The 26,217-nt window shown below is 36.1% G+C and carries 28 protein-coding genes; 21 read left to right on the top strand and 7 right to left on the bottom strand.

Annotated elements, in window-relative coordinates; translation table 11 throughout:
- The first annotated feature begins 5 nt into the window (after positions 1-5).
- Both CJ229_RS06145 and CJ229_RS06140 read left to right on the top strand, forming a co-directional pair.
- Positions 6-1,280 (top strand): amidohydrolase, encoded by a 1,275-nt coding sequence (locus CJ229_RS06145; RefSeq protein WP_102167055.1) that lies wholly within the window; start codon positions 6-8, stop codon positions 1,278-1,280.
- 14 nt (positions 1,281-1,294) lie between these two features.
- Positions 1,295-2,725, top strand: a complete 1,431-nt coding sequence (locus CJ229_RS06140) for a M20 family metallopeptidase (protein ID WP_257993670.1) — start codon at positions 1,295-1,297, stop codon at positions 2,723-2,725.
- A gap of 17 nt (positions 2,726-2,742) precedes the next feature.
- Here CJ229_RS06140 and CJ229_RS06135 read toward each other — a convergent pair whose 3' ends face one another.
- Entirely contained in the window at positions 2,743-3,216 is a 474-nt protein-coding gene (locus CJ229_RS06135) for a general stress protein (protein WP_143861254.1), read from the bottom strand.
- A 133-nt stretch (positions 3,217-3,349) separates the two neighbouring features.
- Here CJ229_RS06135 and CJ229_RS06130 point away from each other — a divergent pair, with 133 nt between their 5' ends.
- Both CJ229_RS06130 and CJ229_RS06125 read left to right on the top strand, forming a co-directional pair.
- Positions 3,350-4,192, top strand: coding sequence for a helix-turn-helix domain-containing protein (locus CJ229_RS06130; RefSeq protein ID WP_068129035.1), 843 nt, complete (start codon positions 3,350-3,352; stop codon positions 4,190-4,192).
- A 186-nt stretch (positions 4,193-4,378) separates the two neighbouring features.
- Positions 4,379-4,849, top strand: a complete 471-nt coding sequence (locus CJ229_RS06125) for a hypothetical protein (RefSeq protein ID WP_070622657.1) — start codon at positions 4,379-4,381, stop codon at positions 4,847-4,849.
- Positions 4,850-4,928: 79 nt separating this feature from the next.
- Here CJ229_RS06125 and CJ229_RS06120 read toward each other — a convergent pair whose 3' ends face one another.
- The gene (locus tag CJ229_RS06120) at positions 4,929-5,315 is read right to left on the bottom strand and encodes a general stress protein (protein WP_068129030.1); all 387 of its coding nucleotides are present in this window, start codon (positions 5,313-5,315) and stop codon (positions 4,929-4,931) included.
- A gap of 186 nt (positions 5,316-5,501) precedes the next feature.
- Here CJ229_RS06120 and guaB point away from each other — a divergent pair, with 186 nt between their 5' ends.
- Entirely contained in the window at positions 5,502-6,971 is a 1,470-nt protein-coding gene (gene guaB, locus CJ229_RS06115; RefSeq protein ID WP_068129028.1) for an IMP dehydrogenase, read from the top strand.
- Positions 6,972-6,989: 18 nt separating this feature from the next.
- On the top strand, positions 6,990-8,534 hold the full coding sequence (guaA, locus tag CJ229_RS06110) for a glutamine-hydrolyzing GMP synthase (RefSeq protein ID WP_070457180.1): 1,545 nt from the start codon (positions 6,990-6,992) through the stop codon (positions 8,532-8,534).
- Positions 8,535-8,677: 143 nt separating this feature from the next.
- Here guaA and CJ229_RS06105 read toward each other — a convergent pair whose 3' ends face one another.
- On the bottom strand, positions 8,678-9,529 hold the full coding sequence (locus tag CJ229_RS06105) for a LysR family transcriptional regulator (protein WP_102167053.1): 852 nt from the start codon (positions 9,527-9,529) through the stop codon (positions 8,678-8,680).
- A 118-nt stretch (positions 9,530-9,647) separates the two neighbouring features.
- On the opposite strand from CJ229_RS06105, the gene tcuA reads away from it, so the two are divergent.
- Positions 9,648-11,111: an FAD-dependent tricarballylate dehydrogenase TcuA gene (tcuA, locus tag CJ229_RS06100; protein ID WP_102167052.1), complete on the top strand. Its 1,464-nt coding sequence runs from the start codon at positions 9,648-9,650 to the stop codon at positions 11,109-11,111.
- 56 nt (positions 11,112-11,167) lie between these two features.
- On the top strand, positions 11,168-11,926 hold the full coding sequence (nadX, locus tag CJ229_RS06095) for an aspartate dehydrogenase (protein ID WP_102167051.1): 759 nt from the start codon (positions 11,168-11,170) through the stop codon (positions 11,924-11,926).
- A gap of 66 nt (positions 11,927-11,992) precedes the next feature.
- Here the strand turns inward: nadX and CJ229_RS06090 are convergent, their stop codons facing one another.
- Both CJ229_RS06090 and CJ229_RS06085 read right to left on the bottom strand, forming a co-directional pair.
- Complete coding sequence (locus tag CJ229_RS06090; RefSeq protein WP_102167050.1) at positions 11,993-12,433, bottom strand: hypothetical protein; 441 nt, start codon at positions 12,431-12,433, stop codon at positions 11,993-11,995.
- Between the two features lie 233 nt (positions 12,434-12,666).
- A complete protein-coding gene (locus tag CJ229_RS06085; protein WP_102167049.1) occupies positions 12,667-14,562 on the bottom strand; it encodes an acyltransferase family protein in 1,896 nt (631 codons plus the stop codon).
- A 197-nt stretch (positions 14,563-14,759) separates the two neighbouring features.
- Here CJ229_RS06085 and CJ229_RS06080 point away from each other — a divergent pair, with 197 nt between their 5' ends.
- Positions 14,760-15,791 carry a M42 family metallopeptidase gene (locus CJ229_RS06080; protein ID WP_102167048.1) on the top strand — a complete coding sequence of 344 codons (1,032 nt, stop codon included), beginning with the start codon at positions 14,760-14,762 and terminating at the stop codon, positions 15,789-15,791.
- A 2-nt stretch (positions 15,792-15,793) separates the two neighbouring features.
- A complete protein-coding gene (locus tag CJ229_RS06075; protein ID WP_102167047.1) occupies positions 15,794-16,240 on the top strand; it encodes an SRPBCC family protein in 447 nt (148 codons plus the stop codon).
- A 381-nt stretch (positions 16,241-16,621) separates the two neighbouring features.
- Here the strand turns inward: CJ229_RS06075 and CJ229_RS06070 are convergent, their stop codons facing one another.
- A complete protein-coding gene (locus tag CJ229_RS06070) occupies positions 16,622-16,957 on the bottom strand; it encodes a hypothetical protein (RefSeq protein WP_102167046.1) in 336 nt (111 codons plus the stop codon).
- Between the two features lie 395 nt (positions 16,958-17,352).
- Positions 17,353-18,213: a polysaccharide deacetylase family protein gene (locus tag CJ229_RS06065; protein WP_102167045.1), complete on the bottom strand. Its 861-nt coding sequence runs from the start codon at positions 18,211-18,213 to the stop codon at positions 17,353-17,355.
- 121 nt (positions 18,214-18,334) lie between these two features.
- On the opposite strand from CJ229_RS06065, the gene CJ229_RS06060 reads away from it, so the two are divergent.
- The 11 genes from CJ229_RS06060 to CJ229_RS06010 all read left to right on the top strand — a co-directional run bounded on the left by CJ229_RS06060 (position 18,335) and on the right by CJ229_RS06010 (position 26,197).
- Positions 18,335-18,877 carry a cysteine hydrolase family protein gene (locus CJ229_RS06060; protein WP_102167044.1) on the top strand — a complete coding sequence of 181 codons (543 nt, stop codon included), beginning with the start codon at positions 18,335-18,337 and terminating at the stop codon, positions 18,875-18,877.
- A gap of 34 nt (positions 18,878-18,911) precedes the next feature.
- The gene (locus CJ229_RS06055) at positions 18,912-19,667 is read left to right on the top strand and encodes an SDR family NAD(P)-dependent oxidoreductase (RefSeq protein ID WP_102167043.1); all 756 of its coding nucleotides are present in this window, start codon (positions 18,912-18,914) and stop codon (positions 19,665-19,667) included.
- A 33-nt stretch (positions 19,668-19,700) separates the two neighbouring features.
- A complete protein-coding gene (locus CJ229_RS06050; RefSeq protein WP_180953378.1) occupies positions 19,701-20,465 on the top strand; it encodes a M15 family metallopeptidase in 765 nt (254 codons plus the stop codon).
- A 120-nt stretch (positions 20,466-20,585) separates the two neighbouring features.
- Positions 20,586-21,020 (top strand): hypothetical protein, encoded by a 435-nt coding sequence (locus tag CJ229_RS06045; RefSeq protein WP_102167041.1) that lies wholly within the window; start codon positions 20,586-20,588, stop codon positions 21,018-21,020.
- Positions 21,021-21,136: 116 nt separating this feature from the next.
- Complete coding sequence (locus tag CJ229_RS06040) at positions 21,137-21,385, top strand: type II toxin-antitoxin system Phd/YefM family antitoxin (RefSeq protein ID WP_102167040.1); 249 nt, start codon at positions 21,137-21,139, stop codon at positions 21,383-21,385.
- Complete coding sequence (locus CJ229_RS06035) at positions 21,378-21,647, top strand: Txe/YoeB family addiction module toxin (protein ID WP_068129005.1); 270 nt, start codon at positions 21,378-21,380, stop codon at positions 21,645-21,647. The genes CJ229_RS06040 and CJ229_RS06035 overlap by 8 nt, the downstream gene beginning before the upstream one ends.
- A gap of 278 nt (positions 21,648-21,925) precedes the next feature.
- Complete coding sequence (gene pxpB, locus CJ229_RS06030; protein ID WP_070457201.1) at positions 21,926-22,654, top strand: 5-oxoprolinase subunit PxpB; 729 nt, start codon at positions 21,926-21,928, stop codon at positions 22,652-22,654.
- A complete protein-coding gene (locus CJ229_RS06025; RefSeq protein WP_257993669.1) occupies positions 22,644-23,636 on the top strand; it encodes a 5-oxoprolinase subunit C family protein in 993 nt (330 codons plus the stop codon). Before pxpB ends, CJ229_RS06025 begins: the two co-directional genes overlap by 11 nt.
- Positions 23,636-24,079, top strand: coding sequence for an acetyl-CoA carboxylase biotin carboxyl carrier protein (locus CJ229_RS06020; RefSeq protein WP_102167038.1), 444 nt, complete (start codon positions 23,636-23,638; stop codon positions 24,077-24,079). The genes CJ229_RS06025 and CJ229_RS06020 overlap by 1 nt, the downstream gene beginning before the upstream one ends.
- Position 24,080: 1 nt before the next feature.
- Complete coding sequence (locus CJ229_RS06015) at positions 24,081-25,433, top strand: acetyl-CoA carboxylase biotin carboxylase subunit (RefSeq protein ID WP_102167037.1); 1,353 nt, start codon at positions 24,081-24,083, stop codon at positions 25,431-25,433.
- 5 nt (positions 25,434-25,438) lie between these two features.
- Positions 25,439-26,197 (top strand): LamB/YcsF family protein, encoded by a 759-nt coding sequence (locus tag CJ229_RS06010; protein WP_102167036.1) that lies wholly within the window; start codon positions 25,439-25,441, stop codon positions 26,195-26,197.
- Positions 26,198-26,217: the final 20 nt, after the last annotated feature.

Genomic DNA, 26,217 nt, shown 5'->3' with positions numbered 1-26,217 from the left:
TATTTATGGACGAGCTAATTAAGTATGCAAAAGAAAATCGTAGGTTACTACATCAAGTTCCAGAAGTTGGATTTACAGAGTATATTACGACATACTTAATTTATGAAAGACTGTCTCAAACAAACTTTAATTTATATGTTGGAGACGACGCACTCGATATCGACAGGCAAGTCGGTTTACCGAGTGATGACGTAATGGCAAACACATATCAACGTGCATTAGATTACGGAGTACCGTGTTCATTTCTAGAAAAACTACACCCGTATAAAACAGGTGTAGTTGCGACAATCGATACAAATCAAAAAGGACCTCATGTGGTCCTTCGATTTGATATCGACGCGTTACCAATTAAGGAAAGTAATGAGATTGAACACGTTCCGTTTAAAGAAGGATTTCAGTCGAAACATGACGGTGAGATGCATGCTTGTGGTCATGACGCTCATGCAGCGATTGGAATTAGCGTAGCGACGTATATCGACGAACATATCGATGAGTTAACAGGAAAGTACACAATTATATTTCAAAACTCTGAAGAAGGTGTTAGAGGTGCGGCAAGTTATGCTAAAAAAGGTTGGTTAGATGATGCGGACTACTTTTTAAGTGGACACGTCGGGACAATCAGCGAAGAAGTCGGTACAGTAGGAGCGACGGCGACAAACTTTTTAGCAAGTACAAAGTTCAACGTTGAGCTTTTCGGTCAGTCATCTCACGCGGGGTCTAATCCGCAAGACGGCAACAACGCACTTCTCGCAGCATCAGCGATTGCTTTATCATTAAATACGATCGCACCACATAGAGAAGGTGCAACAAGGCTAAACGTCGGTATACTGCAAGCAGGACAAGGTAGAAATATTATACCGGATTATGCAAAACTCGAATGTGAGTCACGTGGAGAAACGACACAGTTAAATGAATATATGTTTGAACGTGCAAAAGAGATTATCGAAAACGGTGCAAAGATGTACGGCTGTGAGAGTAAAATTACGGTTGAAGGATTTGCACCGAGTGCGACATGTTCTAAAGAGATGATCGATATTGTGAAAAGTGCGACTGTAAGTAATGACGCTGTAAAAACAATTGTCGATGAAGTGTCTATGGACGCATCGGAAGATGCAGCAGTATTTATAAATATTGTTCAGGAGAATAATGGGAAAGCGACGTATTTAATTTTTCCATATCACTTAAAGTACGGTCACCATCATCCGTCGTTTGATGTTGATGAAGCAGTTCTAGAAGTTGCGATTACGACATTTATTAATATTTTAAATGAGTTAAAATGAAGGATTTGAAATTAATGAAACATGAAGAATTTATAAAAGATATTATTGAGTCAAAATCAAAATTTTTAAACGAGGTTAGTACGTATATATTTGAACATCCAGAGACGCGCTTTCAAGAATATAATTCATCAAAAAAGTTAATCGAAACGTTAAAACATGAAGGATTCGAAGTTGAAGAAAATGTCGCAAATATCGATACGGCATTTTTAGGAAAATTTGGTTCTGGGAAACCAGTCATTGGTTTTCTTGGAGAATTCGATGCATTATCTGGTTTAAGTCAAGAGCCAGGCATTGCTGAGCATAGTCCTATTGAAGATGGAGGGAATGGTCACGGTTGTGGACATAACCTACTCGGTATCGGGTCACTTGCTGCAGCAATCGCTGTAAAAGAATATCTCGAAGCTAATAATCTAGAAGGAACTGTAATTTACTACGGAACACCAGGAGAAGAAGGCGGATCTGGTAAAACATTTATGAGTCGTGAAGGCGTATTTGATGATTTAGATTATGCATTTTGTTGGCATCCAGCGCCAATTAACGCTGTAATGATGAACAAAACACTCGCAAACTATCAAGTGAAGTTTAAATTTAAAGGTACGAGTGCACACGCTGCACAATCTCCTGAACTTGGTCGTAGTGCGTTAGACGCTGTAGAACTTATGAACGTTGGCGTTAACTATATGCGTGAACATATGAGTGACACGGCGCGTGTCCATTACGCAGTGTTAAATACAGGAGGAACGTCTCCTAACGTCGTTCAATCAGACGCAGAAGTGCTGTATTTAATCCGTGCAGAAACGTTAAAAGAAACACGTGAATTATTTGAACGTGTTAAAAAAATAGCTCAAGGTGCTGCATTAATGACAGAAACAGAAACGTCATTTGAAATTCAAAAAGCATGTTCAGACTACGAACCGAACCGCGCACTTGAAGCGGTAATATACGATTATCTTAAAAGAGAAGAAGCGGAAATTACTTTTACAGATGAAGAACTCAAATTCGCTCAAAAAATTGTCGATACACTTTCAGATAGTGAAAAAGAAGGAGCAATTAAAGCCAATGAGAGTTTTGGTGCGGTTGTAGATGGCGAAAAAGTAATCGGAAAACCATTAAGTGACGTCGTTCATGATTACGTTGTAACGGGCAAGGTAATGCTCGGATCAACAGACGTTGCAGATGTAAGTTGGGTCACTCCAACTGCACAAATATCTGCAGCAACGTCAGCATTTGGAACACCACTTCATACGTGGCAAATGACAGCGCAAGGACTGTCAAGTTATGCATTTAAAGGGATGTACAGAGCAGCGAGAGTCATGGCAAATACAGCAGTTCACGTACTTCATGACGAAACACTTCTAAGTGAAATGAAAGAAGAACACGAAGAAAAACTAAAAAAACAACCATATGAAAACCCGATTCCAAAAGATGTAAACCCGCAACCATAAAAAACGAAGAGAGGATATTATCCTCTCTTCGTTTTTTTATTATTCCCTTCTATAAATGAACGCTCAGAGTTCAGCCCATAGCTATCCAGTATTTCTACAAATTCTTCATCTTCTAATACGTGATTCGCCTCAGATTTTGGCTTTAAATCTGTTTCATCATCTATTTCGACTTCTTTTTTACCATCATTGATAATAAGTATAAACTCACCGTTTATAAGTGCTTCATGATACGTATTTAAACTCTCGCCATCTAGGTTAAAGCGGCGTGATATGAGTGATTCTGGAGATTTGTTAAAAAGCCCTCCAACGGTTCTTTCCCATATCGTTCCATCACCTTTTACAAATTCAACATCTGTATTATGTTTAAATTCTTTCGTTGGTCGTTTATTACTGACTACAGTCATTTGGCGCGTCTTAATAAAATTTAATTTTAATTCAGTAATTTTATCAACGAGCGATTTTTCGTCTTGGAATGTATATAGCGTCATCATTTCAACCCCTATTATTGATCTATGTACTTAAATGATACCATAATCGTCTATATGATAACTCGCTCTGTTATAAGTTGTACTTTTATAATTTATAGGATATGTTTATATCAAATATATTTATGAGGTAAAAATAATGTTGAAAGAATTGATGTTCTATTTAAAAGATAAACGACAACGACTCAAATGGACTCAGCACGATTTATCTCTTGAGAGTTCAATTAGTCAAACGGTGATTTCACGCATTGAAAATGGACACGATACGGGAAGTGTACGAGAGTTTTTTGCCTTGTTAGAAACGTTAGATATCGACAGAGAAGAATTCATAATGCAACTCGATTTAATTAGTCCGAGAAAGCAATTAGATGACGCAAGGAAACATAAAGATTTTACTAAAATGAAAGAAGTACTTGAAGGTATTCCAAGCTACATACGTGAGAAAAATTCATACTTAAATACATATTGTATATACCATGAAGCACTTTTAAGCTATAGAGCAGACGATTTAGTTCGTGCAATCCACTTGTTACAAGAAGCTAAATCAATGCTAGAAATATACAATCCTATCGACGTGATACTCGCAGAGATTCATTTAATGATAGGGATTATAGAGTTACAGTTAGGACGAGAAGCGTTTCAACATTTTAAAAAAGCGAATCATGTTATCAAAAATGTCCTTGTTACTCGACAAAACTTTAAACATATCATAAGAGTTTATGGTAACTTAGCAGCAATTTATTGCCGTAAAGGATGGTTTCATCTTGTAAAAAGAGAGTTAGACAATGCAACAGCGCTACAAAAGCAATTCGAGTCGACGTATTTAAAAACAGACATCGAGTATTCACGACTGTTGTTATACATGAATACAAAGGACCCCTTACTACATGATCAATTCACGTATATGAAATGCTTATTAAAAGATTATCCAAATGAGAAAATCAAGCAAAGATTAAGCAATATTCGTATACGAATAGATTAAAATTAATCGATAACATTTAAAATACGCTCTGCTATAATCGATTTAAATTTACAATCATTTAAATTAAGAGGAGAGATATTTAATGAGAATGTTATATTTAGTCACTACGATGTTAATTACAATACAACAGTTGGACGACTGCATCTGTCCGGATTTTATTATTTTTTAAAATAGTGAGGCATATTGATGAAGTCGTTAAATGATCGATTATTGATATGTGATATTTTAGAATGCAAGAAACGTGAAAGCAGCTGCGACGAAGTAAAGCGTTACTGTGATTATTGTATCGATATTATTAAAAGCGGAATTAGCAGTATGTATAAAGAAGTGTTCCAGTTTTTAGAAATGGATGAAGAAATTAACAACCAACTGATTAAAGAAGTAAATCGAATTATTAAGATGTATGAAGAAGTTGAACATTTATTAAAACACAATGATGCGTTATACAAACGATATCAACATCAACTATTTACTGGATTTACAGACCATCTATGTGAGAGCTATTATCTATTTTTAAAACGTCATAACAAAGTAACGATTCCGCGTCACCCTGGAAAACGTAAATCATTAAAAGAATATCGAAACTTTTTAAAGCGCTTTAATTACTCGATACGAGAGGAATATTTATTTGTAAATGAAAAAGAAGATACGAATTGATGTGCTACCCTAAAGTTGGATTTTAGTGTCCAACTTTAGGGGTGCAGCTCAAATTAACGTCTCTTCTTTTTCATTAATTTTAGTAATTGTCTCTTTTACTTAGATCGATTTTTTCTTCATCTTCAAGTTGTACTTGCGCTATACTCTGATACGGAATATAAAGTACGTATTGATCAGCATCCATAGCGTTACTAAACTCTGTTTCTTCATAAGGAGTAAATTGTAAATCTTCAGTAGCTCGCTCTTCGCCGTCTTTATCAGTAAATAAAGACTCAAACTTTTGCCATAAATTTCCTTCTCCCATACGAATTTCTACATCATGCTCGCGAGTAAATTCTGTCGGAGGAGAATGTTTTGAGAAAAGAATGACACGTCTTTCATCGACACCTTCGTGTCTTAATTGTTGTACTCTTTTACTTACGTTACCGATATCATCAAACACTTCTATATTTCTATTTTGTTCCATAATAGAACACCTCGTTTATTTTATAGTCATACTTATATTTACCCTAAATAAATTCATGTAAACAGATATAATTAAATTCATACACAATTTAGACAATTTAAAATATTTAATCTTGAAAATAATATACTTTAAATACGTTTTAGACTGGTCTATAATAGTACTAATCTATTTTAGGAGGCTAGTTCAATGTGGGAAAACAAATTTACTAAAGAAGGATTGACGTTTGACGACGTACTACTTATGCCAGCTCATTCAGAAATTCTACCAAGAGAAGTAGACACAAGTGTGCAACTGACTGACAAAATTAAGCTCGGCATTCCAATAATCTCTGCAGGTATGGATACTGTTACAGAGTCTAAAATGGCGATTGCGATTGCACGCCAAGGTGGTTTAGGTGTTATTCACAAAAATATGTCAATCGAAGCACAATGCGAAGAAGTAGAGAAAGTTAAACGTTCAGAAAACGGTGTAATTACAGATCCATTCTTCTTAACAAAAGAAGAAAAAGTATTCGCGGCTGAACATTTAATGGGTAAATATCGTATTTCAGGTGTTCCAATTGTAAATAATCCAGAAGAGAAAAAACTCATTGGCATCCTAACAAATCGTGACTTACGTTTTATTACAGACTATTCAGTAGTAATTGATGACGTAATGACTAAAGAAAATCTGATTACAGCACCAGAAGGTACTACGTTAGAAGATGCACAGAGCATTCTTCAACAACATCGTATTGAAAAGCTTCCAATTGTCGATGAAAACAACGTATTAAAAGGTTTAATTACGATTAAAGACATCGAAAAAGTCATCGAATTCCCAAATGCTGCTAAAGATGAGCATGGACGCTTACTTGTAGCTGCAGCAGTTGGTATTTCTAGAGATACAGACAAACGTATTGAAGAATTAGTAAAAGCTGGTGTAGATGCGTTAGTTATCGACACAGCACACGGACATTCAGCAGGCGTTTTAAACGCAATCAAAAAGATTGTTGAAGAATATCCAGAAGTCGAAGTAATCGCAGGAAACGTTGCCACAGCTGAAGGTACGAGAGCTTTAATTGAAGCGGGTGTTGACGCAGTTAAAGTAGGTATTGGACCAGGATCTATTTGTACAACGCGTGTCGTTACAGGTGTTGGTGTACCACAAATCACTGCAATTTATGACTGTGCAACTGAAGCACGTAAACATGGTAAATCAATCATCGCAGATGGTGGTATTAAATTATCAGGAGATATCGTTAAAGCTTTAGCAGCAGGCGGACATGTCGTAATGCTAGGTAGTTTACTCGCAGGTACGACAGAATCTCCAGGTGAAATTGAAATGTTCCAAGGTCGTCGTTATAAAACATATCGTGGTATGGGATCGCTCGGTGCAATGGAACAAGGTTCAAGTGACCGTTACTTCCAAGATGAAAAAGAAGCGACTAAATACGTTCCTGAAGGTATCGAAGGTCGTACAGAGTACAAAGGACCTGTAGCAGATACAATTTATCAGTTAATGGGTGGATTACGTTCAGGTATGGGTTACACAGGCTCTAAAGACCTTAAAGCATTAAGAGAAAACAGTCGATTCACACGTATTACGTCAGCTGGACTTATCGAAAGTCACCCACATAACGTTCAAGTTACTAAAGAAGCTCCGAACTACTCTATTTAAGAGAGAGGCTATAAACTTATGGAAATGGCAAAAGAACAAGAACTTATTATTGTAATAGATTACGGTAGTCAATATAACATGCTTTTAACACGTCGTATTCGTGATTTAGGTGTATATAGTGAATTACGTAATCCAAGTATTACTTTAGAAGAAATTAAAGAACTAAATCCTAAAGGTATCGTATTATCAGGTGGACCAAAATCAGTATACGAAGAAGATGCATATACTGTTGATAAAGGTATTTTTGACTTAGGAATACCAGTTCTCGGTGTCACGTATGGTATGCAGTTAATTGCATACAATAACGGTGGAGAAGTAAAACCATTAGACAACGCATTTTCAGGTGTTGATACGATTGAACTTAATACTGAAAGTCCATTATTTAAAGGATTAGACAAAGAAGTTAACGTTGCGATGAGTTACCACGACGAAGTGGCGTCAATCGGTGATGACTATGAGATCATCGGAAGTACGAAAGACTCAAAATACGCAGCAATTCAGCATAAATCAAAACCTATTTACGGTATTCAGTTCCACCCAGAATCAAAATCAACAGAGAATGGTGATACATTCATCGAAAACTTCGTAAGAGATATTTGTGAATGTCACGGTGAATGGACGATGGGTAACTTTATCGACATCGAAGTTGAGAAAATTCGTGAAGAAGTTGGCGACAAAAAAGTAATCTGTGCGATGAGTGGTGGAGTAGATTCATCAGTTGTTGCGGTACTTATGCAAAAGGCAATTGGCGACAACTTAACATGTATCTTTGTAGACCACGGCTTACTTCGTAAAGGTGAAGCGGAAATGGTAATGGAAGCGTTCGGTAAAGGATTTAATATCAACATCATTAAAGTCGACGCACAAGACCGTTTCTTAGGAAAATTAAAAGGTGTATCTGATCCAGAGCAAAAGCGTAAAATTATCGGTAACGAATTTATTTACGTATTTGACGATGAAGCGGCGAAACTTAAAGATATTGACTATCTTGCACAAGGTACGATTTATTCAGACGTCGTTGAATCGGGATCTGAAACGTCAGAAACAATTAAGTCACACCATAACGTTGGTGGATTACCAGAAGATATGGAATTTAAACTCATCGAACCAATCGCGACGCTCTTTAAAGACGAAGTGCGCCAATTAGGGCTTGAGTTAGGTATTCCTGAAGAACTCGTATGGCGTCAACCATTCCCAGGACCAGGTTTAGGTATCCGTGTCCTCGGAGAAGTGACAGAAGAAAAATTAGAAATCGTTCGTGAAACAGACTATATTTTACGCGATGAAATTCAAAAAGCAGGCTTAAATAAGAGCATTTGGCAATACTTTACAATATTACCAGGTATCCGTTCAGTCGGTGTAAAAGATGATAAAAGAACATATGACTACACAGTAGGAATCCGTGCTGTACACAGTGTAGACGGAATGTCATCAGACTTTGCGAAAATCGACTGGGATGTGCTTGAAAAGATTTCAAAACGCATGGTAAAAGAAGTTAAAAATGTAAACCGTGTCGTGTATGATATTACTAGCAAACCACCAGCAACAATTGAGTGGGAATAATAACAAAACCGTAGCCAAGACTGATATGCTACCGAGAAGTTGGGCTTTTGGAATTAAGCAGATTGTAAGGCATGTTTCCTGAATTGTTCAGGCGACATGCCTTTTAATTTTATCTTTATCATATTGTCTATACTATTAAATGATTAGGCGTTTAAAATTAATCTCACGAATTCATCGACAACTTTTAAGTTTAAGCTCTCTTCTTTATAAGCTAGCCATGTATTTCTATAAATGTTTTCACCATTAACTTTAATTGGCATCGTATAGAGGTTGTTTTCATTTTGAATGTTAATAGCTGGAACGATTGTATAACCGAGTCCACGTTTTACCATCTCTATACTCGTTTCTATTCGGTCAACTTCCATTGTTGTATAGACTGGAGAATTATAATTATCTCTCCACCACTTATCGATTGTATTTTTTAAACTGAGATCTGTTAGGTATTGTATATAGTTCTCTCCTGGTAAGGAATCTACATCTAACTGCTTTGTTGAGATAATATGTAGATTATCCTTTTCAAGTATGTGCTTTTTACTGTTCCACTTAAAATCTCCTCTTAAAAATGCGACGTGGATTGTTTCGTTTTGGAGCTTTTCTAATATTTCACTACTCCATCCGGTTACGAGTTCAACTTCAATATTCGGATATTTTTTTATAAAGTTTTCCAGTAAATCTGGTAATTCATAATGCGCATAGTTACTCGAAGACCCGATGCGAATGGTCCCTTGAAGTTCATCTTTCATATTTTTTAAATGATCCAGTAGCTTTCTTTCTTCTTTTAACATTCTCTTTGAATGTTCAACTAAATAAATACCTTCAGCAGTAAAAGAGATTCCTTTATTTCCTCGATGTAAAATTTGTATTCCAAGAGATGATTCGATTTGTTTAATTCTGTAAGTTAATGATGGTTGTGTCGTGTACAATCGTTTAGCGGTGCGTGTTAAATTCATTTCTTCATATAGAGTAATTAATAATACCCAATCTTTCGTATCCATTTTTAACCTCTTGATATAAATAAATTCTATTAGTTTATATTTAATATATATATTTTACTTATGTCAAACGATTTCATAAAATTTATATAAGAGAACTTTTAAAAGGAGTAATAAAAATATGGAATATAAATTTGACATTGTCGTTGTAGGTACTGGTAATGCTGCGTTATCAGCAGCAGTTGCTGCAAGTGAAGAAGGTAAAAAAGTATTGATGCTAGAAAAGGGACCAAAAAATAATAGAGGCGGAAACTCGTTTTTCACAGACGGCGCGATACGCTTTGCATATAAGGATTTAGATAGCTATAGAGAAATCGTGTCGGATATTTCAGAAGATGATGAAATCGTACTTCCGAAATACGATAGTGAAGACTTCTATAATGACATGATGAAAGTCACGCAAGGTAAATCGAAACCTGAACTCGCAAGACATTTCGTAGAAAATTCATATGACACAATTCTTTGGATGAAAAAACAAGGCGTAGAATTCATAGCAAATGAAAACCAGTATTTTGAAAAAGACGGTGTAAAAACGTTTTGGGGAGGATTACCTACAAAAACATATCGTAAAGGGATTGGTTTAGTAGAAGCATTATTTAAAAAAGCTGAAGAGAACGGTGTAGAAATATGGTATAGCTCACCTGCAGTTAAACTTGAAGCAAGTAATAATAAAATTACTGGTGTACACGTGAATAAAGACGGTGAGAACGTACAAATTGCTGCAGATGCAGTCATCTTAGCATGTGGTGGATTCGAAGCAGACGCTAAAAAGCGTACAGAAAATCTAGGTGAAGAATGGTCTGAAGCAGTCGTTCGAGGCACAAAACATAATACAGGTGACGGTATTTCTATGGCGTTAGAAGTCGGGGCTGTAAAAGCTGGACAGTATGATGGATGTCACGCACATACGACAGATTACAATGCACCAAAATTCGGTGATTTCGAAAAGCCTGGCGATATATACAAAAAATCCTCATATCCACTCGGTTTAATTGTAAACGCTGAAGGTAATCGATTTGTAGATGAGGGTGCGGATTTTAGAAACTATACGTACGCAAAATACGGAAAAGAGACGTTAAAACAAACAAATCATAAAGCGTTTCAAATTTACGATAGCCAAGTAAAACCACTCCTACGTGTAGAATACGAAATAGACGAAGCGACTAAAATCGAAGCAAATACTTTAGAAGAACTTGCTGAAAAAATGAATGTCGATACAAAACAATTTTTAAAAACAATTGAAGAATATAACAACGCGGTTGTTGATGGTGACTACAATCCGAGTGTTAAAGATGGTAAATCAACATCTGGCATTGACCCTAAAAAATCAAACTGGGCATTAAAATTTAACGAAGCGCCGTTTTATGCATATCCTGTCACTTGTGGAATTACGTTTACGTTCGGTGGTATTAAAGTAAACGACAAAGCAGAAGTATTAAATGAAAATGACACACCAATCACAGGGCTATATGCAGCTGGTGAGATGGTCGGTGAATTATTCTATCATAACTATCCAGGTGGATCAGGACTCATGTCAGGATCAGTATTCGGAAAAACAGCAGGGAAAAATGCTGCGAAATTATAAATAGAGACGATATCATCGTATAATGAATAAATAACAATCTAATTAGGAGAGATACGATGAATATTGGCTTAATTGGTGCAGGTGCGATTGGACAGTTTTTATTAAAACATACGAAAGAACGTAGTGACTTACGTATTACGAATATTTTAGTACGAGATAAATCTAAGTATCAGCATTTAGAAGAGGCGTATAATGTAGATTTGTATACGGATCTGAACGAATTTTTAAACTCAAACATTGATATTGTAGTAGAAGCCGCGAATGTTGAAGTAGTTAAAACGTATTTAAAAGATGTCTTAAACGTAAAAGATATGATGGTAATCAGTATCGGTGCGTTTAGTGACACTTCGTTATTAGAGAGCGTAAGTGCGAGTAAACATAAACTCTATTTACCATCAGGCGCAGTTGGTGGTCTAGATTTAATACAAAACGTAAACACTCTAAATCATTTAAGTAGTGTCACACTTACGACGACAAAACCAGCATCATCACTTGTAGACGATGAACTATCAGAACCAACAGTCGTATTCGAAGGTGATGCAAAAGAAGCCATCGACAAATTTCCTAAAAACATGAACGTATCGATTATTTTATCTCTCGCAGGATTAGGGATAGAAAAAACAAAAGTTCGACTCATCGCGGATCCGAATGCGACAGAAAATGTACACCACGTAAAAGTAACGGGAGAATTCGGAGAAGCGACAATTGAAGTTAAAAATCATCCGTTAAAAGAAAATCCAAAGACAAGTGCACTTGCAGCTCTTAGTGTCTTAAGTTCGTTAGAGCGTCTTGATAGTAATGTTTTTATTGGATGAACTTCGTAGAATAAACAAAGGACGTATTCTAAAATGTTTTAGAGTACGTCCTTTTAATTATGAATATTATTCAACTTCATAGAATCCCATATATTCATTTCCAGAATAATTTCGTAGTAGTATATTCAGACCATGATTTTCAAGGTGAGTAAAATCTGAGAAAATACCTGTATATAATTTCTCGTTTTTAGGATGCTTTTTAAAATCTGTAAATAATAAAGAGACTTCATTTTTATCTTTATCCAGAACATCTATGGATAAATTCGTGCCATTTAATTTATAAGAGCCAGGATAACTTTCACCAAGATATTGAATAGAAACTTTATTGTTTTTATTAAAATCAAAGATTAAGTAAGCACTGTTTGTCGAGAAATCATCTAGCGTATTACCAATCTGAATCACAGTAAACACAGAGAGCTTTTTGTCGGTTAATTCATTAGCTTCTGAAGAACATCCATTCAGCAGGAAAGCTACAGATAAAATAAGAGCAATACATAGTTTCTTCATAATGAAATCCTCCTTATATATAGTAATTTTATTATAAAAAAATAATTGTGAATTGCAATTATTTTAACTTATAAAATACTTTTTACTTAATATGTACCAGAATACTTGATTTAAATACTTGCTGATTATATTTACTTTAAATTCAAACTATACTTTCTACACTTCGTAAAAAATACCCTTAAAGTTGATTGTCGTTTTCAACTTTAAGGGAGTAGGTCATTGTGATGTACCTGTTATTTTTTGTTCTGCTCTTGTTCTAAGATATGATCAATGATTAGGTCGACCATTGCTTCTACACCGTCTGCGTTTAAGTGAATACCGTCTGGTTCAAAGTATTCGACATGTCCTTCTGATGCTTTGTACCAGTCGATGACTGTGACGTTTTCAAATTCTTCTCCTGCAGTGTGTATTTTTTTGTTAACATTGCCTTCCCAGTCTCTTGGGACACGTATTGTCACGAGGTAAATGTTTGCACGGTTAAATGTTTGAATGAAGTCTTCAAGTTGTTCTAATGAAAAGTCTCCGTTTGTTCCAAGTTCGAGTACGATGTTTTCGTTTTCGCTATTAAAGTGTGGGTATTTCGTTCTTGAAATTTCAATTGCTTGGTACATTTGACGTCCGACTTCACCGTTGATGACGGCGTTTGGTATACGGTATTGTATGTTACTACCGATATTTACCATGATTGAGTCTCCGATAAATAGTGGCGATGCATGTGATAAATATTCACTCGCAAAGTCTTGTTTTTCTTTTTCAAGTTCGGCTTGTTCTTCTTTGTCAGCTTCTTCTTGAGCGATTCTCGCTTTTTCATCGGTAAATTGCTTATGATTTTTCTTTATGTTCCATGCAACGCTTTTTGGTGTACTAGAAAACTGCATCGTACCATCTTCAGTGTTGAATGATGATTGTTTGTTCACATCTTTATGGAGGTGATCAAAAACTCCTAGCAATGTGACGAGTAAACCTGCGACTAAAATGACACTTACTGTGGATTTCACAATGAGTGCGCGACTCGTGTTATATGCGGGCTTAAAGAAGTTAAACCCTTGTTTACGAATCGGTGTTTCAACAAATCTAAATGAAAGCTCAGCAGCAATACAAGTCAGTATCACTTGTAGTAGGATAATGTGAAGTGGGATTTGTCCTGCTACGTAATGCATGTTCATAAATACGATAATCGGGTAATGCCATAAGTAAAGACTATATGAGCGTGTCCCGATCCAAAGCATCACCGGATTTGATAACGCGTGGCCGAGCTTTGACACCGGATGTACACTCGCAGCAATTGCTGGAAGTGTTAATAGAGTAACAAAGAATAGTCCGCCTGCATATAACCAGTTTGAGTAATCTTTTGTAAAAATCATAAATAAAATCAGTATGATGAGTGACGTAATACCAATAGTATCAATGACTTGCTGATATCTTTTAGGTGTTTCTGTTTTTAAGTTAAATGGTGGCCAAATGAATGCAAGTAATACACCGAGTAAAATCGTATGTGCACGTGTATCTGTTCCGAAATACACGCGTGAGTTGTCCATATCTGGCACCATGAATAAAGTCATTAAAAAGAGAGACACAAAAGTCATTAGTAAAACGGCTATCGGCATCGTTTTATTTGAACGCCCGAATTTAAGTAATAAGACGAAAATCACAGGCCAAATAATATAAAATTGTTCCTCAATTGCTAAACTCCATAAGTGCATTAAAGGTTTTGGTTCACTTGCTTCGAAGTAACTCACATCTTCAAATATGTACCACCAGTTCGACACGTAAAATAGAGCAGCGAGTGAATCATGTTTAATTGTTTTAATCATTTGAGGTTCAAATATTAACGTATAAAGGATGACGACCCCGATTAAAAAGAACACAGCCGGGATTAGTCGTTTAATACGGCGAATCCAAAAGGCGATTAAATCGATAGATCCTTTTGATTGGTACTCATGAATGAGTAAACTTGTAATTAAATATCCTGAAATTACAAAGAACGTATCTACACCTAAAAATCCACCAGGAAGCCATAGTGGATTTAAATGATATATAATAATCGCAATAACAGCGATTGCACGTAGGCCATCGAGTCCTGTTAAATAGCGTTTCGGTTTTACTGAAAAATGAAATTTATCCGGCATGAGTATCTGTGCCTCTCTATAATATGATTCAATATAATAATTTTATAATATAGAATGTTACTGTATCATGTCAATTGTTACACGAAAAAGACAAAAATAAATCGTTATCATTACTAATTATACCATTTTTATTATTTGATATAATGAAATTGTGTAAAAATAAATTGACGAAAATTCAAAATAACGGGGGTTACATTATGTTTAATCAAACAGATACTTTACAGTTTTTAGAAGACTTACTTAATATCAATAGTCCAACAGGATATACGAAACAAGCGATAGATTTCTTAAGAACTGAAATAGAAAAACTCGGTGTAAAAACTTCGACGACACATAAAGGGAATTTAATTGCGTATATCGAGGGAGAAGATACGTCAGTGACGCGTGCATTATCTGGACACGTGGACACACTTGGTTTGATGGTACGCTCTATTAATAGTGACGGTACGTTAAATTTAACAAAACTTGGAGGTCCTCTGACACCAACATTAGACGGAGAATACTGTGACATTATTACGAGAAGCGGTCATGTATATACGGGTACGATACTATCGACGTCACCATCGATTCACGTATTTAAAGACGCATCGAAAAAAGACAGAGAAATCGATAACTTAGTCGTAAAGATGGACGAACGTGTCGCGTCAAAAGAAGATGTTGAACGTAAACTTGGTATTCAAAACGGTGATATCGTCGCGTATGATCCGAAAACTGTAGTGACATCATCTGGTTTTGTTAAGTCGAGATTTTTAGATGATAAAGCATCTGTAGCGTTATTAGTAAGTCTCATTAAAGCAATTAAAGCAGAAGACGTTAAACCGAAAACAAACTTACAGTTTATATTCACAGCGTACGAAGAAGTCGGTCACGGCGCGTCGTATTTACCTGAAGAAATTACAGAGTTACTTGCGGTAGATATGGGCTGTATTGGAGAAGACCTCGAATGTACCGAATACGACGTCAGTATTTGTGCAAAAGACTCATCAGGTCCGTATGATTACGAAATGGTTTCGAGTTTAATAGAATACGCAAAAGAAGAGGAACTCGACTACGCTGTAGATATTTACCCAATGTACGGCAGTGATGCGAGTGCAGCACTGAGTGGTGGCGCAAATATTAAGGCCGCGTTAATTGGACCAGGTGTTGCAAACAGTCACGGCATGGAACGTACGCACGTCGACGCGTTACTAAACACGTATAAATTACTCGTGAAATACGTAGAAAACTAACGATGAAGTGGCATAAAACGGTCACCATATCCGCGCCGATTGATGAGGTGTTTCATCTATTTAATGTTGAACACTTCAATAAAGTGAAGCCTGAGTTGAAGCGGATCGAAGTGATTCGTAAGACTCCTGACAAGGTCGGTAGCACGTACAAAGTGACGCACGAAGAACACGGCAAAACGATACAGTATGTTGTGACGCTCGATAGTTATGAGGACGAAGCAGACTATAAGTTACTACGATTCTCTTATACGATTAGCAACTTCTTTCAAAAGAGTGCACAATATAAGTTGATAAAAAAACAACAAAGAGAGACTGAACTCATCTACAGTGGAGAGATGCGCGGTAAATATTTCCTAGGAAATATTATATTGAAGATGTTATCAAAATCTCAACACGACCAGACGATTGAGACGTTTCTCTTACGCATAAAAAATTTGTATAAAGATTGATAGATAAAAAACCTCTTTCCCGTTCAGATGAGTGGGGAAGAGGTTTTGATGTTGTAGATTGGTGTGCGTAGGTATTTTAACGTAACTTTTTAGAAGTTGAAAATCCACGTAACATGTAAATTGTAGATTTCATGTACATATTTTTATCTAATGAGCAAATAAATATTCTACTATTATTTATAAATAACTTTCAAATATGAATGATTAATTGTTTTTCTATAAAAATAAGTTGGGGCGTGCATGTTGGGATAAAAACGTTTATATTTTTTAATTGTAACATCTGCATATATACCTAGCTGACTATATCTTGCTGAATTAGCAGGTATGTTTGTGGTTACTGTATTCTTATAAGTAAATGACAGTTTGATACCGGAATAGAGATCAGGAAAATTTGTAAGATTCACCTTGAGCAATACTGTAACCTGAAGACTTAGACCAATACTTCGTCGCATATCCACCGAAAACTCCATAAACTTTTTGTGTTGAAACTAGTTTATCTGCAGCGATTGTGTTTAATTCGTTATTGTTTCTAATACTTTCTAAATATAATTGCATATCATTCTCATTAGTAAAAACTAATACCTCATTATCGTTAATCATTAACTCAAAAGTTGATGGGTGACTTAGTTCATCTGTAGTCGTAAGTGCCTGTGCTTCTAACTCATTTAAAAAACCAATAGAGATGAACAATAAAATCGAAAAAATTACCTTTTTCATAAATACCTCCTAGATTAAAAGTAATTGATTTTTTATAAATTTTATTTTAAATTTAAAAATATTACAAGCGTTTTCTTAAAGGAGGTCATTAATGTGACAAATAGTCAAAAGACGATTTTAATTAATGTAATGTGGATGGTATTTATTGTGTTTTTAATATTTATGTGGAATTTTCGTAGGGGGACAATCATACCTTATTGGTTATTAATTTTCCCTGCGGTTTTGTTCTCATTTATATTTATAAAAGATAAAAAAATCGATCGATTCATGTGAAGGTAATTCCCACATGAATCGTTTTCGCAGCAAAATTCCAATCCAGTCATCCAGTAATTAGCCCCAGTAAAACAAAAAATCGTATGCGACTCTCTCCGTTCGCATACGATTTTTTATCACTTTTACGGTCTAACTTCTAATTTTTTTGGATTTACAAACTCATAGCCTTTATATCTCAGGCCTTCAAGTATTTTTGGGAGTGCGTCTCTCGTCCATTGACGGTCGTGCATAAGTAAGTTTGCTCCGTGATCGAGGTATTCTGAATGTACCATCTTATATTCGAGAATGTCTTTGTCGAGGTATCCAGGAGTTGCATCGTATCCATACGTCCAGTTCATGGACTGCATACCTTCATTTTTTAAAATTTGTTCAGAAGCTTCTGTATTAATACCAAAAGGAGCGCGGAAGAATCTCGGTTTTTCTCCGGTAATTTCTTCGATGAGATTATTTGTTGATATAATTTCTTCGTTTACTGCTTCATAAGATAATTTTGATAAGTCTGGGTGATTTTGTGTGTGGTTTCCAATTTCAAAACCTAAATTATAAATTTCTTTTAACACATTTTTACCGCGCTCCGAGTTTAAAAACATTCCGTTTACAAAAAAGATTGCAGGTGCGTCGTACTCTTTTAATATATATGCGATGTCTAGCGCATAATCTGCGGGTGCATCATCAAACGTGAGTAACGCAACTTGTGTGTTAGTACCTTCTTCGATTGGAAGGACTCTATACGTTTCGTGATCTATATAATACTCTCTCGCTATTTCTTCATCTTCTTCTACAATTTCAGTTTCAGTGTCTTCTTCACTCTCATCATGATCATTTTCGTCTTCTTCAGGTTCAGTTTCCTCTTCAACAATTGTTTCAGTGTTGTCATCAGTTTGTTCGGGTACTTTTTCTGTATGTTCTTGAGTGTCTTCTTTTGATGTACATGCAGATAAAATAAGGAAAGATAGTAGTAACATATAAAGAATTTTCTTCATAACAATTAAACACCTCTTACTTCATATTATATATGAAATTTTAAGAAGTTTAATAAACTTAAAGGAATTTCTATGAAAGATTAGTATAATAATGTTAAACATGTTTATTGAGGTGGTATAAGTGAGTAAAGAAGCTTTATTGATTGTTGATATGAGTAACGACTTTGTAGATTTAGACGGGCCATTAAACGTTGGAGAAGCTGGACCTGCCATTACGCCTTATATACGAGATTTAGCGGACGAATTTTTAAAAGACGGTAAGTATGTAGTGATTTCTATGGATGACCATGCGCCGGATGATGCGCACTTTGATTCTTGGCCAGTGCATAACGTAACAGGAACAAAAGGACAAGAGTTATATGGACCACTTAAAGAATGGTACGATGAAAACAAAGATAATGATCACATTATTTATTCAATGAAAGAAAACTATAATGCATTTTTTAACACTGGTTTAGATGAAGTGTTACGTGAGCGTGACGTTGATACGGTACACATTTGTGGTGTTGCAACGGATATTTGTGTATTTTTAACAGCGTCAGGCGCAGATGCGAATGGCTTTAAAACAGTCATCCATAAACGTGGAGTTGCGACGTTTACGGATCAACAAGAGTCGAGTCTAGAACATATGAAACGTTGCTTCCATTCAGAAATTGTAGAATAAGATCACATACATAATATTGAATAGGAGGAATAATATGTTTGATTTAACGAAAAAAATTGCACTTGTTACAGGTGGCGCAAACGGAATTGGTAAAGGGATTTCGACGATGCTTCAAAAAGCTGGAGCATTCGTTATTATTGCAGATTTAGACAAAGAAAACGGTGAAAAAGTCGCAAAAGAATTAAACGGAGAATTTTACGATCTTGATGTGACAGATCTCGATGGTATCGAAAAAACTGTCGATAGTATTGTTGAATCTCACGGAAAAATCGACATCCTCGCTTCAAATACAGGGATATTCCCTCAAAAATTCATTGAAGACATGTCTGAAGCAGATTACGACAAAGTACTTGACGTTAACTTAAAATCATCTGTCTTTGTAAGTAAAGCTGTGTTAAAGCATATGAAAAAGGCGAATTACGGCCGTGTTATCTTTACATCTTCAGTAACAGGACCAATCACTGGATATCCAGGGTGGGCACATTACGGTGCGTCAAAAGCAGCACAACTTGGATTTATGAGAAGTGCAGCGTTAGAGTATGCAAAGTACGGTGTAACAGTAAACAGTGTGCAACCAGGTAACGTATTAACAGAAGGGTTAAAAGCACAAGGTGAGGAATATTTAGAAGGTACAAAATCTATCATTCCGATGCATGAATTAGGAAAGCCCGAGGATATTGGTGCAGCAGTTGCATTCTTTGCATCTGACGAAGCGGGTTATATTACAGGACAAAGTATCGTCGTCGATGGTGGACAGATTTTACCAGAAGAGCCAGACGGTATTTTATAGAACGATTTGAAAGTTTAAATGGAGCGTATTTTTATGAAAAAAATGATTGGACTTTCAGTGCTTACGATATTTTTAGTCGGATGTACTGGAAACAACGGCATTATTAATAAAGACGATCACAAAGTAACTTCAACGCCTGCTGAAACAAATGAGCAGGTAGAAGAAGAAGTTGTCGAAGAGACACCACTTGTAACGGAAGAAAATGTGTTTACAGAAGGTACGATCGAACAACTCGTAAACCCAGCGTATGCATTATCTGAAACATATGAACCGTCTGACTTAGTACTCGTTGACTTACTGAGCACGCAAGAGACATATTTAAGAAGTGAAGCATATGAGGCACTAAAAGAACTATTTGAAGCTGCAAATGAAGAAGGTCTACAACTTTATGCAGTGTCTGGATATCGATCATATGCAATGCAAGAAACGCTTTACAATAACTATGTATATCAACATGGACAAGAAGAAGCCGATCGATTTAGTGCAAAGCCAGGGACAAGTGAACACCAAACAGGACTTGTGATGGACGTCAGTAGTGAAAGTGCGTGGTTTGGTTTATCAGAAAGCTTTGAAGCAACACCAGAAGGTGAGTTTGTAAAAAACAACGCACATAAATATGGATTTGTCGTTCGTTATTTAAAAGGTAAAGAAGATATTACGGGGTATATGTATGAACCGTGGCATATACGTTACTTTGGTAAAGAACTCGCACAAGAATTATACGATAGCGGGTTAACATACGAAGAATATCTAGAAAATAACAATATATCGTTAACACCAGTGAGTCAAGCAAAGTAAATTTTAATAAGATTAATAAGCTGTATCCTTTTTAATATAGAGGATACAGTTTTTTGTTTCTATTAAACAATATTATAATGTATAATTATTTGTAATATTATATATAAAGGAGATGAACTAATGAAGAAGTTTGTATACGTGATAAGTTTATTGGGACTTATGTTACTATTAGTTGCATGTAATCAAACGAAAAATATGTTAGAAGGCAATATTTATTCAGTAACTTCTCATTCTCCAACAATCGAGTTATCTGAATACAAAGAACCTCCGAACAGTAGTGTAAATTTTCGATTTGATACGAATAAAAAGATGAAAGTGATTTATATGGGAGAAGAGCACGATGCAGAGTATAACTTTGATGAAGATCTATTATCTCTAACAGTCATCGATAAAAATGATAAAGAGGGTAAGATGTTCTTTAAAGATGTACAACAATACGAAAAGAATGAAGATATAGTTATAGCTAAACTGGAGGAATCTTCTGTGCCAAGTGATCATTTAGCATACCACGCTCTATCTGGTTTCTCGATTGGTGAAATGGTTCTCTTATATTAAGAAATAAATTTTTTTAATACTAACGCCCTTTGCCCAATCAACATCTCTTCTGAAAAAGATATATCGCTTTTATAGTTGTACAATATATTGTACAATTCAATTAGGAGATGATAGTAATGAGTGTAGAAACATATTCAAATGCAAGAAAAAATTTCAGACAACTAATTAATCAGGTAAATGAAAATAGCGAAGTGATAACAATCACAACAAATGAACATAATGCTGTTTTGATGTCTGAAGATGATTATAATTCTATTATGGAAACTTTTTATTTACAAAAAAATCCATACAATAACGAGCACTTAAAACGTTCAATTTCACAATTAGAAAATGATGAAGTAGTTAAGGTTAATATTGATGACTAAACTACTCATTACATTTTCAACTGATGCTTTTGAAGACTATAAAGAGTGGCAAATACAAGATAGAAAAACTTTGAAAAAAATTAACCAACTCATCAAAAGTATTGAGAGAGATGGAGTACTTGAAGGTATCGGAAAACCAGAAAAATTAAAAGGAAATTTAAGTGGCTGGTATAGTAGGAGAATTACACAGGAACATAGACTTGTATATAAGATTGATAAAGGATCAATTATGATTGCTTCATGTAAATATCATTATAAATAAATGCAGTGTATACTATGTTCACATCGGTGATAAAATGAAAAATATGAGCTAGAAAAGTGGAAATATAATGAACGATATAATTAACGGAAAAGAGATATAAAGCAAGATTCGTGTTGTTTAAACAGAATCTTGCTTTTTTATTTCTTAACAGTGATTAAGTCAACTGATACAGGTCGGTTTTTATATTGAGATAGTATTATTCATACAAAACGTTGAATTATTTATCTATTTTCGTTACATTTTAGAAAAGAGAACGCTTTTTGTGAGGAGTGTGTCGGATGGATATTAAGCAATTTTCCGAGGATTCTTTAACGATTTACCTCGGTGACACAGTGGATGTTGAGACGAATCAAAAGTTGATGATTTTAAAATCGATAATTGAGTCTTGGAATTTTCATGGCATTTATGAAATTGTACCGTCTTATACGTCGCTTACGATTCATTATAACTTATTAGAAACTGATGTGACAAAGTTAAAAGAGAAGCTAGGTGAAGTGGATACGGCTCTACTTGACATTTCTGAATTGTCTTATAAAGTTGTCGAGATACCAGTATGTTACGGCGGAGACTATGGGCCAGACGTCGAACGTTTTGTAACGGATGAGTTTACAGAAGACGATTTAATACATCTTCATGCAGGTAGAGAGTATCATATTTTTATGCTCGGATTTATGCCAGGATTTCCGTTTCTCGGTGGGTTAGATGAAAAACTATATAAAGAACGTTTAGACAACCCACGCACAAAAATCCCTGGAGGATCTGTAGGGATTGGTGGAGAGCAAACGGGTGTGTATCCGTTTGATAGTCCAGGTGGTTGGAATATTATCGGTCGTACGCCAGTCCCGTTATACGATAATAATCGAAGTGAACCGATACTGTATGAAGCAGGAGACCGTATTGTGTTCCGTTCAATTTCTGAAGAAGAATATGACACGATTGTCGAGGCATATAATAACGGTGTTTATAAAGCAAAAGTGACGAAGCGAGGTAGTAATAATGACAATTAAAATTATTCATCCTGGAATGTATACTACAATACAAGATAGAGGGCGTTATGGATATGAGTCACTCGGTTTTTCACCAGCTGGTGCGATGGATTATGAGAGTTATTATTTAGCAAACCAGTTGATCGGTAACGACTTAAACACGCCTGTCTTAGAGATGACATTAAAAGGCGCGAAGTTTCAAGTGACGAGCAACGTGACAATTGGAACGGCTGGAGCAGATATGCCGCTACTCATAAACGATGAAGAATATAGAGTCGGAGCAGCGATTGATTTAGTAAAAGGCGATATCGTTGAATTTGGATACGCGCGTCACGGTGTGCGTACATATGTCGCATTTTTAGGTGGATTTGATATCGATGAAGAGCTTGGGAGTTATTCTACTCATTCGAGAAGTAAAATTGGTGGGTTCCAAGGTAGAGAACTTCAACCGTTTGACGTCTTATATATAAACGGTGGGCTCGCGCGACATGGTTATAAAGTAGTAACGAAAGAGCTCGACACGTCAAACGTAATTCGTGTAGTTAAGGGACAACAATATGACCGCTTCGATGAGGAAAACTTAGATCACTTTTTCCATAGCGAATATACAGTATCAAAAGAAAGTGACCGAATGGGATATCGTTTAGATGGTGAATCTGTTGAAGCGACGAGTCACGATATTATTAGCGAAACGATACTGTTCGGGAGTATTCAGGTGCCTAAAAACGGAAAGCCAATTATATTGCTTTCAGACCGACAAACAGCGGGCGGTTATACAAAAATTGCGACCGTTGCGAAAGTCGACATTCAAAAAATCGCACAAAAGAAACCTGGAGATAAAATACAATTTAAACTCATCACGATAGAAGAAGCGACTGAGCTGTATAAAGAACAGTTACGCGCGATTCATAATAAAGAGTTTATCGGAACGACAAAAGAGTTTAATAACGTAAGACGCCCAGTTTCACAGCGTATTCATACATTAATTGGAGGTAAAGCGTGATGGATATCAATACAGTAAAAGAACTGATTAAACTATTGAACGATGAGAATTTATCGGTTTTAAAAATAGAAAGTGATGATATTAAAGTACACCTTGAACGTGATACGAATGTGTCAAAAGAAAGTAGTCAGAAAGTTGTAACGAACACGCCTGTCGAACGTAAAGAAACAAACACACCAGCAGACCCTTCGAAATATGTAGAAATTACAGCACCTCAGATCGGTACATTCTATACAAAGAAAGATGAGCACAGCAGTGAAAACTTCATAGAGGTTGGCGACCGAATTGAAGTGGGTGACCAAATTGGTTACATTGAAGCGATGAAAATGTTTAACGATTTAAAATCAGACGTCTCTGGAATTGTTAGAGAAATCGTCGTACACAATGGAGAAGATGTAGAGTACGGAGATGTACTCGTCCGAGTAGAACCGGAGGGTAATTAGTATGAGAAAAGTATTAATTGCAAACCGCGGAGAGATTGCGGTACGTATCATTCGTACGTTAAAAGAAATGAACATGACGAGTGTTGCGGTATATTCTACAGCTGACAAAAACTCGCTCCACGTGGCGATTGCGAACGAAGCATATGCAATTGGTGGACCAAAAAGTATCGATAGTTATTTAAACATCGATGCGATTTTAACTGCAGCTGAATTATCTGGAGCCGACGCGATACATCCAGGTTATGGATTTTTATCAGAATCAGCGGAGTTTGCGAGACGCGTCGAAGAAGCGGGACTGATTTTTATTGGACCAACTGCAGATATGATGGAAAAAATGGGTAACAAATCGATGGCGCGTGAAACGATGGCGAGTGTTGGAGTACCTGTAATCCCAGGAAGTGACGGGATCATCGACTCTGCTGACGACGTAAAAGAGATTGCGAAAGTCCATAACTACCCACTCGTCATAAAAGCTGTGTCAGGTGGCGGCGGTAAAGGGATGCGTTTTGCGTATAGTGACAAAGACGTAGACAAACTATATTATGACGCTAAAAACGAAGCGAAAAATGCGTTTAATGATGACAGACTATACGTAGAAAAGTTTATCGAGAAAGCACGACATATCGAAGTTCAAGTCATTGGTGATGGTAAAGGTGATGCGGTTCACTTATATGAGAGGGACTGTTCAATTCAGCGTAACAACCAAAAGCTGTTAGAAGAAGCACCCGCTGCTATTTTATCTGACGAAGAACGTAAATACATTATAGAAACGACACGTGACGCGATGAAACAGTTAAAATATCGCGGTGCTGGAACGGTCGAGTACTTATATGTTGAAGAAGAAAAGAAATTTTACTTTATTGAAATGAATACACGTGTGCAAGTCGAACATACAATTACAGAAGAAGTGACAGGTAAAGACATTATTAAAGCACAAATCATGGTCGCTTATGACGGTGAAATAGGTTTTACTCAAGACGACGTGAGTTTAAATGGTCACGCAATTGAAGCACGTATTAACGCTGAAGATCCGATGCACCAATTTAGACCGTCTCCTGGTAAAATCGAAGAGCTGCACTTCGGGCTTGGGCGTAATGTGCGAATTGACTCACATTTATACACGGGGTATACGATACCTCCGTATTACGACTCGATGGTCGCAAAACTCATCGTAAAAGATGATGACCGTGACTCTGCACTTACAAAACTCAAACTTGTCATCGGAGAAACAGTCATTGAGCCGATTAAAACGAACTTAGACTTTCAATTTTTCTTACTGTCACATCACAAAGTAATTGCGAATGATTATGATATCAAATTTATTTACGAAGAAAATATTATCGATACGGAGTGATAACGATGACACTAACAATTGATTTAAATGCAGACTTAGGCGAAAGTTTCGGGAACTATACAATCGGAAATGATGACAAAATTATTCCTCTTATTTCGTCAGCAAACGTCGCATGTGGTTTTCACGCGAGCGACCCTAAAGTAATGTTAGAAACAGTTAAACTCATTAAAGAATCAGGCGCAGGGCTCGGAGCTCATCCAGGATTCCCAGACAAAGAAGGATTCGGACGTAGGTATATGGACTGTACAGATGAAGAAATTTATAGTATGGTATTGTATCAACTTTCTGCGCTAGACGGTATTGCGAGAACAGTCGGAGTTGAAATGAATCACGTCAAACCACACGGTGCATTATATAACGCAACGTTTACAGATAAAAACCTCGCCCGCGTAATCGCACAAGCAGTCAAAGACTTTAATCCAAATTTAAAGTTAATGGGGCTATCGGAAAACAACCTCGTAAAAGCTGGAGAAGAAATAGGTTTACAAGTGGTACATGAAGTGTTTTTAGATCGTGCGTATGAAAACGACGGTACACTTGTCTCTAGACGTAAAGAGGGTGCGATGATTACAGATAGTAAACTAGCAGTTGAACGCGGGATTAGAATGCTTACTGAAGGTAAAGTAGAAGCAATAGACGGCACAGACATAGACATTAAAGCAGATAGTATTTGTGTACACGGTGATGGTGAAAAAGCACTACAATTTTTAAGAGAAATTAAATCTGCACTTGAAGCAAAAGGAATTGAAATACAAACGATGTAATCAAGATGAAGGAGTGAACT

The organism is Nosocomiicoccus massiliensis (assembly GCF_002871345.2).
In the GTDB taxonomy this organism is placed as follows: Bacteria; Bacillota; Bacilli; order Staphylococcales; family Salinicoccaceae; genus Nosocomiicoccus; species Nosocomiicoccus ampullae_A.
Note: the sequence above shows the minus strand (reverse complement) of the source record. Positions and strands in the feature narration are given on the sequence as shown.